Here is a 13,700-nt window from a genome sequence, read left to right on the forward strand (position 1 = left end):
GTATATAAAAAAATGTAAGAATCCAACATGTTGTATATATTGACAGAAGGTAACTGGTTACGTATAATTAAAAGGTAACTAGTTACCTTTGCTCGTGCATTTATATAGGTGGCTAAAGTATATATGGAGCGTGATGTGTAGTGGATAAAACTGAGAAGAAAAGAATGGAAGCTTATATTTACGGAGGAATATTTGCTTTATCAAATAAATTACAGCTAATAGGGGATAAGTTAGATTGCAATATATCTACAAAACAATGGTTCTTAATTGCTATAATAGTTAGTTTTCAAGATGAAGCACCAACAATTTCAATGACCGCTGAACGAATGGGAACTTCAAGGCAGAATATTAAAAAGATGGCTAACATATTGGAACAGAGAGGTTTCTTAGTTATAGTAAGGGATAAAGAGGATGGTAGAATACAAAGATTAGAATTAACAGAATACTGTATTGATTATTTTGACCAAAGACGAGAACGAGAAGAAAAGTATATGGAAAGTTTATTTGCAGATTTTGATAAAGAAATGTTATTTGTTTTTTTTAGAGGAATGAAACAATTTGAAAGAAATATTAATAGAATGGAGAAAGAAAATGAAGAAAAGGGGTAAGAGAAAAATGGGGTTTGCTTTAGAAGTAATAGGTCTTCTAATATTAGTAGTGATTATTTATCTTAATGTTCCTTATTCAAGATTAAAAGGAAACTTTAAGGATTACTTAGTTGAAAGTGAAAAAAATACTAATGCAAGTAAAAAATCTAGTAAATATACTTTAGAGAATTTACCACAAGCAATTCAGAACTTTTATAGCTACACTGGGCTAATGAATATGGAAATGAGTCATCATGTGAGTTTTGATTTTAAAGATGCTGATTTTGTAAATATAGACATGAAGAAAACTTTAAAAATAGATTATTCAGAGCATATTTTTGCGGATTTACCCGCAAGATTTGCTTTTATTGATTCGTCAGTTTTTGGTGTACCATTTCAAGGATTAGATTCATTTATTCATGGTGAAGGTGGAATGAAAGGCGTAATAGCAAAAAATATTACTTTATTTAATCAACGTGGGGAAGAAATGGATAAAGCAGCCTTAGTAACATGGCTTGCAGAAATTATTTTTATGCCATCACAGGTATTAAATGGCGATGTACAATTTAAAGAAATAGATAAAAATACCGTAGATGTATCCATAAGCTATGACAACCTAAATGTAAGCGGAGTTTATAAGTTTTTAGATAGTGGAGAACTTGTTGAATTTATTACTGATGATAGAGCAATTACCTATAATGGTGGAAGAGTAGAATATAGAAAATGGTCTGCACTATTTGAAGATTACGTGAATAAAGATGGTCTACAGCTACCTAATAGATTAAAATCTAAGTGGCACTTTGATACTGAAGATATAATATATTTTGATGGTAGTAATATAGAATATAAATTCTATTAATAAAGCAATGCGGAAGCGTAGGTAATACATCAATATTTATTTAATCATAAGGAAAAATTATGGAATATGTAAGACTTGGTAATATAGCATTAGTAGGTTAGAGATTATGTTTGATCAGTACGAGGTAGAGAACAAGGGTCTATATTAATACGTCATAATTGATTCTAAATTATATTTCCCTATACATAAACATCCTAATGCTAAAGAGTTATCTATAAAATGTATTATAACCGAAATGATAAAACATTAGAAAGATTACAAACTGATTATTTAGATCTTTATATCATTCATCTCTTTGATTACAATACTCCAATTGAAAAAACTATTTAAGTATTAAATGATTTAGTAAGGATAGGTAAAGTAAAATATATAGGAGTTTCATCAATTATACCTTAGGTATTTTAAGAAAAGGTTAAGGATATATTCCAATTAAATATGGTGAACTGCATAATATTAAAATTTAAGTTTAGAAATAAATAGTAATAATATAGTATCACTGTTATAATTAATTAGTCTTTATTAAGGTATTAATGAAGACTAATTAAAATATGAAAAGAGAGTATGTTTATGATAAAAGAAAGTTTAGAAAAAAAGATAAATAAGCTAGATGGAGACATTGAAGCTTTAAGAAGAGCAAAGTATTATTTATCTAATAAAGAAGAAATTAATGAAATTATTGAGGTTTTAAATAAGGAAAGACAAGTTTACTCAGATGAAATTTATCTTGGGGATGGAATAGCATATACAGAATGCCTTAAAGTAGTAGGAGAATTAATAAATAGAGAGTTAGGTAAGGATAAGCAAATTGAATTACTAGAGGTTATAAAAGAACATCATGGCAGAAAATCTCCCAATGTAAGCAAAAAAAGTCATGGACTTAATGCATGGCTTAAATACTTAGATGTGGATTGCCAGTGGATAGATACTTCAGATAGTGAATGGTCAACATTAATTATTACTGGATACACACCTCGTATACAAAATTAAAATTAAGTATGTATATTTGAAAAGACTTTATCTTCCCTCAAACTTATAGTTTGAGGGGTTTTTGCTTAAGTTCGTATTAAATTTATAAACACTCCACTATTGCACCAAGGTTTTAGTTGTATGCTATAATCAGTATACTAATTAAAAGACAGTAATTTGAGGTGAAAAGTTATGAAAGAGTATGCCAGAGAAGAATTTAAAGAAACTATGCAGGTTATATCCTCAACCATCAGTAATTGTGAAAAATTTCATCCAAAATTTGCCGAGGGTACCTCTCAACATACACTACTTAAAAATAGAATAAAAGCATTATATATATCAAAATCATTAATTATGGAAGAAAATATTATGGACAAATATACAAAGGAAGAGTTGATGAAAGCTCTACCTCCAATATCTTCAATTATAAGCAAATGTGAAAAGGCACAGTTAAAATTTACAGAAGACAGCCCTCATTACAAGCGTCTTAGGAAGACAATCCAAGCAATGCACATTTCTAAATCATTAATTGAAGATAAAATTAGTGAAATTGATTAAGCCTTAGTTAATCTTTAATAATATTAACTATTATACGTCTTGACACCAATGACTGCTATATGGATGAAAACGAGAAAGGTATATCATTAGTACCATATTTAAAATAATATAATTTACTATTATTTCAATATTAAGAATTTCTTTATATAAGTTTAATTAAACCCCAATAACTTACTATTAAAATTAAACTAAATCAATTATTTAATTTTTTAATAAAGGGGTTGTTAATAAAAATGAAGAGTTCTATAAAAAAAAATACTACAAGGTTTTTAATCATAATTTTTTTATTACTTGTTGCCATGTTATATTTTAAGTTTGACGCCTATATGTCCGTTCCTAAAGAGAAACTTAGTTTATCAGAATACTATCCTGAAATGCCTCCTGATTCAAAAAACATATATATAGACTTGCCTATAGATTATAATAATATCAATAGTGGAAAATACAGGGGTTTTTATAGATTAAGCCCTAACTTTACTCCAGGTAAAGATATAATATTTTATCTTACTGATGGTCAACAAAATAAAGTACACACAAAATCTACTTTTGACCTTTTTGAAGAAAAAATCCCTAATTTATCTTATGTAGTTATGGGGAGAAGAGGATCTTCACCATCACTATTTCCAGAGGTTTATACCAGTTCAAATAATATTGACTATAAAAAAGCTATGAATCTTTATGGAACGGACCAACAGATTGAAGATATAGAAATGGTGCGACAGGATCTTCAAGAAAAAGGTTACTTACGACCTGATGGAAAAATAATGCTTTTTGGTGGTTCAGGAGGAGGTGTATTAGTGCAACAGTATCTTGCAAAATATGGTCAACATGTTTATAGAGCTATGTTAGAAGCTACTAGTGCCCCAGACATTATAATGGATAACACTCCTAATACTACAGGATTAAATTTTAATATAATTATGAAGGAGAAAAATCCTGAATCACTAGAAAAATTAAAATATATAATAACCACAAAAAAAGTAGATAGTGCTCAATTATGTTATATGATTTTTAAAATAAGTGTTACTGATATAGAGTGGATAGATACTTGCTCTAATCTTATTGATGATATTTACAAAGGAAATAAGAAAACTTACTATGAAAATTTATTTAATCCAGAATACAATTTTTCTTTATGTAAAATCATAATGAAATCCCCTATCGTGGAATCCACAAAAGTTAGAATGTTTGAACTGGGTGGAGATCAGTTACTTAAATATTCTGAAAATCCTAATAGTGAAGTAAATATCTGTTTTGAGTGGAGTAAAGAATTATTAAAAGATTATTTAAACGAAGCTGAAGAAGAAGCTTTGGATGTTCCAAATATTAATCTATTAGAAGATAGAAAAAAGTATAAGGGTGAGGTGTTATTTTTAATTGGTGATCTGGACATAGATTTTTCTATAGATGTTGCAAAAGAAATAACACAATCTTATTCAAATTCTAAAATGATAATAGTAAATGATACTCATAGTATGACTATGAATGAAAAAAAGTATCAAGACTTAAGAACTACATTTTTTACTGAGGGTTTGTTTAGTGATAAGTTACTGAGTATAATAAATGATATAAATATTGATTAATATTTCTCATTATATATATATTAAATATTTCCAAACACCATTACTTAATTAAAAGTAGTGGTCTTTTTGTATACAAAAGATATCTTTAATATTATACTTAATACTATTGAAGAAGGTATGTAATGGCAAATGAAGTATTAACAGAATGGATAGTAACCTACTGTAAATGATAAGATTGACTTTGATACTGCAAAAATTCTAATTTCTTAATATAAAAACTATAAAAGATGAATATTCAAGACTTGGAGTAGATTTTCAAAAAAATTAATAGTAAAGATTCATATATATAAGGAGATTTTATCTATGTATACCATTAATGAAGTTGCAAAGATTTGTGATATTTCTGTTCACACAATACGATTTTATGATAAAGAGGGACTTCTTCCTTTTGTTACACGAAATAGCACTGGAAACCGTCAGTTTAATGAAGTTGATCTTGATTTAATAAAGCTGATATGTTGCCTAAAAAATACAGGAATGCAAGTTAAGGAAATCAAAGAATATATAGAATTATGTATGCAGGGAGAAGAAACTGCTCCAGCACGAAAGCAGATAATGATTAATCACCGTAAAGAAATACTTAGACAGATAGACGATATGAAAAAAAATTTGAATATTGTTGATTTAAAAATAGCTTTTTACGATTCATATATAGATAATCCAGAGAATGGTTATGATGCACTTAAATTTATGAATGAGAACAAGAAAAAGTATATTACCACACATGAATAAAATTTCGTAAATCACTTAGATATAACTCTAAGTGATTTATCTATTTTTAGGCATTTAATATAAGTATGTTAGTTTAAAAATTTATGTATTTAAATCATGTCTTTCATAGACACATTATTATGATAACTGGGTTTATAAGGTGTTTTATTATTTAAAATTCTATGGAGTAAAATTAAATAAAAGATGTACTTGACTTCGATAAATATCTAAGTGATACCATTTATTTAAAGGAAAACTAAGAAATATCTATATGATTATAAATTATGAACTTATAAGGAGTTGTTTTTATGGGAGAAAATATGAAAAGAAATTGGACATCAGATGATATAACATCACAAAAAGGTCGTTCAGTTGTTGTTACAGGAACAGGTGGAATTGGATATGAAACAGCATTAGAACTAACTAAAGCAGGAGCAGAAGTTATAATGGCTGGTAGAAATAAAGATAAAGGCGAAGAATCAATCAGAAAGATTAAAAAAATAGCTCCATCAGGAAATATTAAATTCGAAAAACTTGATCTTGCTAATCTTTCATCTATAAAATTATTTGGAAAAAAGATGAGACAAGAACGTAAAAGTTTAGATGTTTTAATAAACAATGCAGCAGTAATGACTCCACCTAAGAGATTAATTACTAAAGATAACTTTGAACTTCAGATGGGTACAAATTATCTTTCACACTTTGCATTAACGGCAGAATTACTTCCACTTTTAAAGAATGGAAAAGATCCAAGAGTAATTACCTTAAGTAGTCTTGCTAATCGTTCAGGTAAGATAGATTTTAATGATTTTCAAGCTGAACAAAAGTACGTGCCTATGGATGTCTATGCTCAATCAAAGCTTGCATGCCTTATGTTTGCATTTGAACTGCAACGTAGAAGTGATGAAGCTGGTTGGGGGATTCGCAGCATGTCAGTTCATCCAGGTATTTCAAGAACAGAATTAATTCCAAATGGATCTGGAAAAAATAGTCCTGCTGGAATAGTACGTCGTTTATTTGGACCTATTTTATTTCAACCCGCAGCTCATGGTGCTTGGCCATCACTTTATGCAGCAACTGCTAAAGAAGCAAAAAGCGGTGCTTACTATGGTCCATCTAAGTTAAATGAGATGAGAGGGTATCCTACTTTATCAAAAGTTCCCGAACAGGCAAATGATACCTTAGTATCTTCAAAGCTTTGGGAGTTATCCGAAAAGTTGACCAATATAAAATTCATTTAACTAAAATAAATATATTTCAGAATTTTTTTTAAACACCATTACTTAATTCAAAGTAGTGGTGTTTTTTAATTGGTAAAAAGATATAATTGACATATAGTCTAATTAGACTATAATATGTAAGTGTGGTTAGTCTAATTAGACTAATTTATTTAAAGAAAAGAAAGGATGAAAAAAATGATTAAATCATTTTTAATGATAGGACAATCGAATATGGCTGGAAGAGGGTTTCTTCATGAAGTAACCCCAATTTATAATGAAAGAATACAAATGCTTCGTAATGGTAGATGGCAGATGATGGCTGAACCAATAAATTTTGATAGACCTGTTTCAGGAATATCTCTAGCAGCTTCATTTGCAGATGCATGGAGTCGTCAAAATCAAGAAGATATTATTGGATTAATTCCTTGTGCTGAAGGTGGAAGCACATTAAATGAATGGGGTGTAGATGAAGCGCTTTTTAAACATGCAATAGCTGAAGCTAAATTTGCTATGCAAAATAGTGAGCTAACAGGAATTCTATGGCATCAGGGAGAGAGCGATAGTTTAGGTGGTAACTACAAAGTTTATTATGAAAAATTGCTTGTAATTGTTAATGCCATTAGAAAAGAGTTAAATGCTCCAGATATCCCTCTTATTATTGGTGGGTTAGGAGACTTTTTAGGAAAAGTAGGCTTTGGAAAAGGGTGTGCTGAATATAGCTTAATTAATGAAGAGTTGAAAAAATTTGCTTTTGAACAAGATAATTGCTATTTTGTCACAGCATCAGGTTTGACATCAAATCCAGATGGTATTCATATAGATGCAATTTCTCAAAGAAAATTTGGTTTACGATATTTTGAAGCTTTTACTAAGAAGCAACATGTATTAGAGCCATTAAGTAATGAAAATGAACTAATTGATCTTAGTTACACTAGAGAACATACAAAAACAGAAAAGATATATAGACAAAGTATGGATTTAGCACTTGGAAAAATATCATATGAGGAATTTGAATCTCAAATAATGCAGATTACTAATAGTTAAATATTTATTGTGAACATAAAGGAGGTATTCTATTGATACCATTACTTATATTAGGGTTATTAAAGCAAAACCCAGGCTCTTATGGATATGAATTATTGGCCTTAATGGAAGAGAGACACTATAAGTACATAGTAAATTTCACTAAAGGATCATTTTATTACAATCTTCAACAATTAGAAGAAAAAAAATATATTAAACAAGTTGACCAATCAGACAACACTAGAGAAACTAATAATTATATCATCACGGAGCTTGGTGAAAAAGAATTTAAAAACTTGATGCTTAAATATGGCTCCAAGACTGATTACATAAATCTATCTTTTTATTCAGCAATGCTATTTGCCAACGAGTACAATAGTGAGGATTTAAAAAAACTAATAAAAACACAAATAGACCAAACCAAAAAGAAAGTTGCTGCATTAGAACAATCTCTTCAAAATGATGAAATTAGAAATACTTATTTTGGAAAAATGTTAGAGAATTCTCTGTCTCATCACTTAGTAAATGTTAAATGGTTTAATGAGTTGTTAAAGGATATTCATTAAAATACAGAATAACTTAGATTTTAAGGTAGGAAGATAAGATGAGTAATATTTTTAAATAGTCCCATTCTTTAGTGAAAATTTTCTTGCCCATCTTAATTATACCATATAAAAAAATTAAATTATAGGCTTATAATTTAGGTATAGTGGGTGTATCATATGAACACATAGAGAATTACTTCATTGGTGTAATACAAAAAATGGGGAAGGATATGCACTACATTCAAGTTAATTTATTTGTCTGTAGTTATTAGAATCTTAATAAAAGGAGTGTGTCCGTATGGATGACAAAAAAGATATTTTAGATAACGGTCCTTTTTTTCATGGTACTAAAGCAGAACTAAAAATTGGAGATTTATTAGAACCACAACACTTGTCAAATTACCAAAATAAAAAATCTAACTATATTTACTTTACTGGAACATTAAATGCTGCTAAATGGGGAGCTGAATTAGCAACTTCTAAATTAAAAGAAAGAATTTATATTGTAGAACCATTAGGTGAATTTGAAAATGACCCTAACTTAACTGATAAGAGATTCCCCGGAAATCCAACACGTTCTTACAGATCTAAATCTCCGTTGAAAATAGTTGCTGAATTAGGTTCATGGGAGAGACATTCTGATGAAGAAATAAATCATATGCTTTCATCATTAAAGAAATTAAGCGATGAAGGAAAAAACGTTATATACGATTAATTCTAACTTTTAGGTTACTTGGACAAGAAACTTGCTTATAATATAAATGACTCTTTGAGCAACTAGTATAGGTGATCACTTAATATTATGAGTACAATTCAGAAAGGATACTTATCATGGATGTTATTAAAATAAACTTAGAAGAATTAAAAAAGCAAAATTCCATCTACTTAGATAATATAATGGATGGTTTTAATAAATATCCTAATACCACTATTGAAGGTACTGAAGAGGTGGTAAATAATGCTATCAGAAAGCTAGTCCAAGCAAATGGTTTTGAAAATTCTTATGGGGATTTTTATTATGGAAGAATAGATGAAGAAGCGAAAAACAAAGTAAAAGTTTCGTTAAATGAAGATGAAATTGTATTAATAGATTCACTAAATTTAACTAAAGATGATCTTTTTATTCGCCTTACTCCAAGATTACTTGAAATATTGCTAAAACTCACAGCTAAAGAAATACTTTTTAGCAGTTTTTATTTCACAAAATATCCTTGTCTAGTCTGGGGTAACTATGGAATGAAATACCCTGTATTTTTTAAAGATGAATCTGTAATGAAACTTGTTGAAAAAGAGATTTTTAGTGAAAATAGAATATAGATATAAGTAAGTTCTATAGATGAGTTTTTGACTAGTTTTGAAAGATGAACTAAATTTAACATCACTACTTAATAAAAGTAGTGGTGTTTTTATTTTATCTAAACTTTTATTCACATAAGAATCACATATTATTTTGAACTTTTAAAGAAATTTATAATTTATTATATAATTAATAAAGATTTTTAGGAGGAATAAAATGAAAAAAATAAATTATATTAAACTTTTTTTAGATGTAATTATGGCAATTATATTTGTGTTACTATTTAATACACATGTATTTGGCGGATTAACTTTCCATGAAGTTGCTGGTTTATTCATAGGGATCGCTATATTGGTACATATTGGTTTAAATTGGAGATGGGTAAAAAATATAACCTTATCAATTTTCAATAAAAAAATAACTTTAAAAACTAGAATTGGGTATTTTATTAACATCCTTTTATTATTAGATATAGCTACAATCATTATTAGCGGTATTTTTATATCTAAAGTTACCTTTAATGGATTAAATATTCATAGCAGCTTTTTCAATAAGTCAACACATGCTTCAGCATCATTTATAGCTTTAGCGCTTATAGGTATTCATGTTGGACTTCATTGGCAGTGGATAATGAATATATTTAAGAAGATAGTTAAGATAAATAAACCCATTAAACCACTTAATTATATATTAAAAGCCATGTCTGTTTTAGTACTAGCTTTGGGATTATATAATATGACATCAGTTAATTATTTTTCAAAAACAATACGAATATTTAATATTAATTATTCAGTTGATAAGCAAGAAAATAGAAGCATAAAATCAAATGAACACTTCCAAGTTGGAGATGGAGATACTTTTAATAATTCAAATAAAGATCGTAATAAAGTTGAAAGAACCGCTAATGAGAATATGCCTAATAAAATAGGAATAGGAAGCTCCAATATCTTAGATACATTATCAAAATACTTATCTATCATGGGTGTATTTACTGTGATTACCTACTTAGTTGAAAAGCTATTTTATATAAAAAATATCTCTATGAATTAGCTTTAATAATTAATTTAGTAAAAATACAGGTTATACTATATAATATATATAACTACTTAAGTAAAAGAAGCTACTAAAAACAGCTTCTTTTAGTAACTTTTCAAAATAGATTTTAGTCCAAAATATTATTATTTTAGGAGGTTATATTATGGAAAATGATAATAAAAAACTATCTGTAGAAGAGCATGAAAAATTATTAAATATATTGAAGGTGCGTTTTGAGAAAAATATGCATAGACATAAAAGTATAGAATGGGAAAAGGTAAAAGAGAAGCTAGACTCTAACCCTAAAAAACTTTGGTCTCTTAATCAAATGGATATAACAGATGGAGAACCAGATGTTGTTGGCTATGATGAAATTACTGGAGAATATGTTTTCTATGACTGTTCTAAGGAAACTCCTAAAGGAAGAAGAAGTGTTTGTTATGATAATGAAGCCTTGGAGTCAAGAAAACAACATAAACCACAAAATAGTGCCATTGGGATGGCAACTCATATGGGTATAGAAATATTATCAGAAGAAGAATATCGTTACCTTCAAACACTTGGAGAATTTGACACAAAGACTTCAAGTTGGTTAAAAACACCTGTTGAAATCAGAAAACTAGGTGGTGCCATATTTGGAGATTTTAGATATAACAATATTTTCGTATACCACAATGGAGCAGACTCCTATTATGGTGTAAGAGGATTCCGTGGTTCACTTAGAATTTAAGTTTCTTATTTCCAATTTATAATTAAATATCACTATTATTTGAGTAACTCTTTTTATTATAAATATGTGTTATAATATTAATAGTAATGTTAGGTTTTAATATTATTTAAAACCTAACAAAAGTTAATTATTTATTGTACAAAGGAGATTATTATGAATGATGTCGAAAGAATTGTTAAAGATAGTACTTTAACATATGAGCAAAAAGTTCTTGAACTTGCTAAATATGCTGAAAACAGTGTGAATGTTTTAAATATCTCTGAAGAAACTCAAAAGCTTAGAGATGCAGGAATAATTTGTGATTTATTTGAAGGTAATGTTCCTTATAGACCTAGATATATACTTCCTAATTACGAAAAGTTCATGAAAGAAGGTTCTAAGTTTTTAAACCTTACTCCTCCAACTAACATTTGGGAAGCTACAAGTAATTTATTAATCATGTATAAACATGTACCATCAATTACTTCTATGCCAGTATATATCGGTAGTATAGATCAACTATTAGAACCATTTATTACTGATGAAAAGGAAGCTAAACTTGCAATTAGATTGTTTTTAACTCAAATAGATAGAACAATTACAGATTCATTTTGTCATGGAAACTTAGGCCCAAAAGCTACTAAGGCTGGTAAACTAATTCTTGAAATTGAAAGAGAATTACAGGATGCAATTCCAAATTTAACTTTAAAATACAATTCTGAAACTTCTGATGAGTTTGCATTGGATGCTATAAAAACAGCTTTATTAACAGCAAAACCAAGCTTTGCAAATGATGATATGTTTAAATCTGAACTTGGTGAATATGGTATAGCTAGCTGCTATAATGGATTGCATATTGGTGGAGGAGCTCATACTTTAGTTAGAATGAGGTTATCTAATCTTGCAGAAACAGCAACAGACATCGAGGATTTCATAAATGATAAGTTACCAAATGCTATGAAGCATATGGCAGATTTTATAAATGAAAGAATAAGATATGTAGTTGAGGAAAGCACCTTCTTTGAAACTAATTTCCTAGCTAAAGAAGGTTTTATAAGTAAAGATAGATTTACATCAATGTTTGGAGTTGTTGGACTTGCTGAGTGCGTAAATATATTGCTAAAAGCAGAAAAGCTTGAAGATAAGTTTGGACATTCAAAGCTTGCTGATGACTTAGGTGTAAGAATAATGGATACAATTGATGAATTTATTAAAAACTATGAGAGTAAACATTGTGCTGTAACTGGACAAAGATTACTTCTTCATGCTCAAGTTGGTATTGGAGATGATATAAATACTAGTCCTGGTACAAGAGTTCCAATAGGAGAAGAACCTGAATTATGGAAACATTTAAAACAAATATCAAGATTCCACAAATATTTTCCATCAGGAACAGGCGATATTTTCCCATTTGAAAAAAATTCAATAAATAATCCTGAGTTTATATTAAATATTATTCAAGGTGCATTTAAAGAAGGTGTAAGATATTTTTCACTTTATTCCTCAGATTCTGATGTTATCAGAATTACTGGTTACTTAGTTAAGAGGAGTGAAATTGAAAAGTTAAATAGAGGAGAAGCAACTCTTCAAGATACTGTTGTTCTTGGACAAGGACAGGTAAGAAATGGAAGAGTTTATGATAGAAAGGTGAGATAATGAAGGGAATTGTAAATAAGATAATTCCATTTAGTTCAGTTGATGGACCTGGAAATAGAACCTCAATATTTCTCCAAGGTTGCAATTTTAACTGTATTTATTGTCACAATCCTGAAACCATCAATTTGTGTTCTAATTGTGGGTTATGTTTGTTATCATGCCCTACAAAAGCATTAACTAAAGATAATGGAAAAGTACTGTGGAATAAAGCTAACTGCTGTAATTGTGATAGTTGTATAAAGACTTGTAATAGTTGTAGTAGTGCAAAAGTACAGTCTATGTCAGCAGATGAAGTAATGGAGGAGATAATGAACTATAAACCCTTCATAAGCGGAATTACTGTTTCTGGTGGGGAATGTACTCTACAAGAAGAATTTTTAGTAGACTTGTTTAAAAGAGCTAAGAAAGAAAATCTGACTTGCTTCATTGATAGCAATGGTTCAAAAGATTTTAGAAAAATGAATGAATTAACTAAGTTATGTGATAAAGTGATGTTAGATGTTAAAGTTTGGGATAAAGATACCCATAATAAATATATTCAATTTGATAATACAAATGTTTTAAACAATTTGGAGTATTTAATTTCTATTGATAAACTTTATGAAGTTAGAACTGTAGTAGTTCCTGATATTTTTAATAATGAAGAAACTGTTGAGAGGGTATCTAAAATAATAGGAGAAAGTAACTTAAACATCAGATACAAACTTATTATATTTAGAGCACTTGGGGTTAGAGAAGAGATTAAATATGTGAAAAGTCCAACTCTTGATACTATAGAGCAGTTAAAGGCAATTGCTCATAAAAATGGAGTTAAGGACGTTGTTATTGTTTAGTAAATAAACAAAAAAGTTTTAAATGCCGCTACTTAATTAAAAGTAGTGGCATTTTTATTTTTATGTCAATAAATAAAATATATTGACAGTAACTAAATGATATACTATTCTATAACTA

General features: G+C 28.5%; 16 protein-coding genes. All 16 read left to right on the forward strand.

Annotated elements, in window-relative coordinates:
- Positions 1–164: 164 nt before the first annotated feature.
- The 16 genes from P8F83_RS06500 to P8F83_RS06575 all read left to right on the forward strand — a co-directional run bounded on the left by P8F83_RS06500 (position 165) and on the right by P8F83_RS06575 (position 13,582).
- On the forward strand, positions 165–608 hold the full coding sequence (locus P8F83_RS06500) for a MarR family winged helix-turn-helix transcriptional regulator (RefSeq protein WP_326513959.1): 444 nt from the start codon (positions 165–167) through the stop codon (positions 606–608).
- Positions 592–1,446, forward strand: coding sequence for a DUF6544 family protein (locus P8F83_RS06505; RefSeq protein ID WP_326513960.1), 855 nt, complete (start codon positions 592–594; stop codon positions 1,444–1,446). Before P8F83_RS06500 ends, P8F83_RS06505 begins: the two co-directional genes overlap by 17 nt.
- Positions 1,447–1,665: 219 nt before the next feature.
- Positions 1,666–1,776 carry an aldo/keto reductase gene (locus P8F83_RS06510; protein ID WP_326513961.1) on the forward strand — a complete coding sequence of 37 codons (111 nt, stop codon included), beginning with the start codon at positions 1,666–1,668 and terminating at the stop codon, positions 1,774–1,776.
- 237 nt (positions 1,777–2,013) lie between these two features.
- Positions 2,014–2,433 carry a hypothetical protein gene (locus P8F83_RS06515; RefSeq protein WP_326514823.1) on the forward strand — a complete coding sequence of 140 codons (420 nt, stop codon included), beginning with the start codon at positions 2,014–2,016 and terminating at the stop codon, positions 2,431–2,433.
- A gap of 171 nt (positions 2,434–2,604) precedes the next feature.
- Positions 2,605–2,970 carry a hypothetical protein gene (locus P8F83_RS06520; protein ID WP_326513962.1) on the forward strand — a complete coding sequence of 122 codons (366 nt, stop codon included), beginning with the start codon at positions 2,605–2,607 and terminating at the stop codon, positions 2,968–2,970.
- A 233-nt stretch (positions 2,971–3,203) separates the two neighbouring features.
- On the forward strand, positions 3,204–4,553 hold the full coding sequence (locus tag P8F83_RS06525) for a hypothetical protein (protein ID WP_326513963.1): 1,350 nt from the start codon (positions 3,204–3,206) through the stop codon (positions 4,551–4,553).
- A 303-nt stretch (positions 4,554–4,856) separates the two neighbouring features.
- Positions 4,857–5,285 (forward strand): MerR family transcriptional regulator, encoded by a 429-nt coding sequence (locus tag P8F83_RS06530; RefSeq protein ID WP_286907354.1) that lies wholly within the window; start codon positions 4,857–4,859, stop codon positions 5,283–5,285.
- A gap of 287 nt (positions 5,286–5,572) precedes the next feature.
- Positions 5,573–6,505, forward strand: coding sequence for an oxidoreductase (locus tag P8F83_RS06535; RefSeq protein ID WP_326513964.1), 933 nt, complete (start codon positions 5,573–5,575; stop codon positions 6,503–6,505).
- A gap of 174 nt (positions 6,506–6,679) precedes the next feature.
- Positions 6,680–7,528 carry a sialate O-acetylesterase gene (locus tag P8F83_RS06540; protein WP_326513965.1) on the forward strand — a complete coding sequence of 283 codons (849 nt, stop codon included), beginning with the start codon at positions 6,680–6,682 and terminating at the stop codon, positions 7,526–7,528.
- Positions 7,529–7,560: 32 nt separating this feature from the next.
- Positions 7,561–8,073: a PadR family transcriptional regulator gene (locus P8F83_RS06545; protein WP_326513966.1), complete on the forward strand. Its 513-nt coding sequence runs from the start codon at positions 7,561–7,563 to the stop codon at positions 8,071–8,073.
- A gap of 277 nt (positions 8,074–8,350) precedes the next feature.
- Positions 8,351–8,767 carry an NAD(+)--rifampin ADP-ribosyltransferase gene (gene arr, locus P8F83_RS06550; RefSeq protein WP_238906751.1) on the forward strand — a complete coding sequence of 139 codons (417 nt, stop codon included), beginning with the start codon at positions 8,351–8,353 and terminating at the stop codon, positions 8,765–8,767.
- Between the two features lie 116 nt (positions 8,768–8,883).
- The gene (locus P8F83_RS06555) at positions 8,884–9,369 is read left to right on the forward strand and encodes a hypothetical protein (RefSeq protein ID WP_326513967.1); all 486 of its coding nucleotides are present in this window, start codon (positions 8,884–8,886) and stop codon (positions 9,367–9,369) included.
- A gap of 196 nt (positions 9,370–9,565) precedes the next feature.
- The gene (locus P8F83_RS06560; RefSeq protein ID WP_326513968.1) at positions 9,566–10,399 is read left to right on the forward strand and encodes a DUF4405 domain-containing protein; all 834 of its coding nucleotides are present in this window, start codon (positions 9,566–9,568) and stop codon (positions 10,397–10,399) included.
- A 148-nt stretch (positions 10,400–10,547) separates the two neighbouring features.
- Entirely contained in the window at positions 10,548–11,114 is a 567-nt protein-coding gene (locus P8F83_RS06565) for a DUF4256 domain-containing protein (protein WP_326513969.1), read from the forward strand.
- A gap of 153 nt (positions 11,115–11,267) precedes the next feature.
- Positions 11,268–12,749, forward strand: a complete 1,482-nt coding sequence (locus tag P8F83_RS06570) for a YjjI family glycine radical enzyme (protein ID WP_326513970.1) — start codon at positions 11,268–11,270, stop codon at positions 12,747–12,749.
- Positions 12,746–13,582, forward strand: a complete 837-nt coding sequence (locus tag P8F83_RS06575) for a YjjW family glycine radical enzyme activase (protein WP_326514824.1) — start codon at positions 12,746–12,748, stop codon at positions 13,580–13,582. Before P8F83_RS06570 ends, P8F83_RS06575 begins: the two co-directional genes overlap by 4 nt.
- Positions 13,583–13,700 lie beyond the last annotated feature (118 nt).

Origin of the sequence: Clostridium intestinale, assembly GCF_035905475.1 — a bacterium.
Classification (GTDB): Bacteria; Bacillota; Clostridia; order Clostridiales; family Clostridiaceae; genus Clostridium_T; species Clostridium_T intestinale.

Coding starts and splice junctions, on each gene's coding strand:
- P8F83_RS06500 (WP_326513959.1), top strand. CDS start 165: ATGGAAGCTTATATTTACGGAGGAATATTTGCTTTATCAAATAAATTA.
- P8F83_RS06505 (WP_326513960.1), top strand. CDS start 592: ATGAAGAAAAGGGGTAAGAGAAAAATGGGGTTTGCTTTAGAAGTAATA.
- P8F83_RS06510 (WP_326513961.1), top strand. CDS start 1,666: ATGTATTATAACCGAAATGATAAAACATTAGAAAGATTACAAACTGAT.
- P8F83_RS06515 (WP_326514823.1), top strand. CDS start 2,014: ATGATAAAAGAAAGTTTAGAAAAAAAGATAAATAAGCTAGATGGAGAC.
- P8F83_RS06520 (WP_326513962.1), top strand. CDS start 2,605: ATGAAAGAGTATGCCAGAGAAGAATTTAAAGAAACTATGCAGGTTATA.
- P8F83_RS06525 (WP_326513963.1), top strand. CDS start 3,204: ATGAAGAGTTCTATAAAAAAAAATACTACAAGGTTTTTAATCATAATT.
- P8F83_RS06530 (WP_286907354.1), top strand. CDS start 4,857: ATGTATACCATTAATGAAGTTGCAAAGATTTGTGATATTTCTGTTCAC.
- P8F83_RS06535 (WP_326513964.1), top strand. CDS start 5,573: ATGGGAGAAAATATGAAAAGAAATTGGACATCAGATGATATAACATCA.
- P8F83_RS06540 (WP_326513965.1), top strand. CDS start 6,680: ATGATTAAATCATTTTTAATGATAGGACAATCGAATATGGCTGGAAGA.
- arr (WP_238906751.1), top strand. CDS start 8,351: ATGGATGACAAAAAAGATATTTTAGATAACGGTCCTTTTTTTCATGGT.
- P8F83_RS06555 (WP_326513967.1), top strand. CDS start 8,884: ATGGATGTTATTAAAATAAACTTAGAAGAATTAAAAAAGCAAAATTCC.
- P8F83_RS06560 (WP_326513968.1), top strand. CDS start 9,566: ATGAAAAAAATAAATTATATTAAACTTTTTTTAGATGTAATTATGGCA.
- P8F83_RS06565 (WP_326513969.1), top strand. CDS start 10,548: ATGGAAAATGATAATAAAAAACTATCTGTAGAAGAGCATGAAAAATTA.
- P8F83_RS06570 (WP_326513970.1), top strand. CDS start 11,268: ATGAATGATGTCGAAAGAATTGTTAAAGATAGTACTTTAACATATGAG.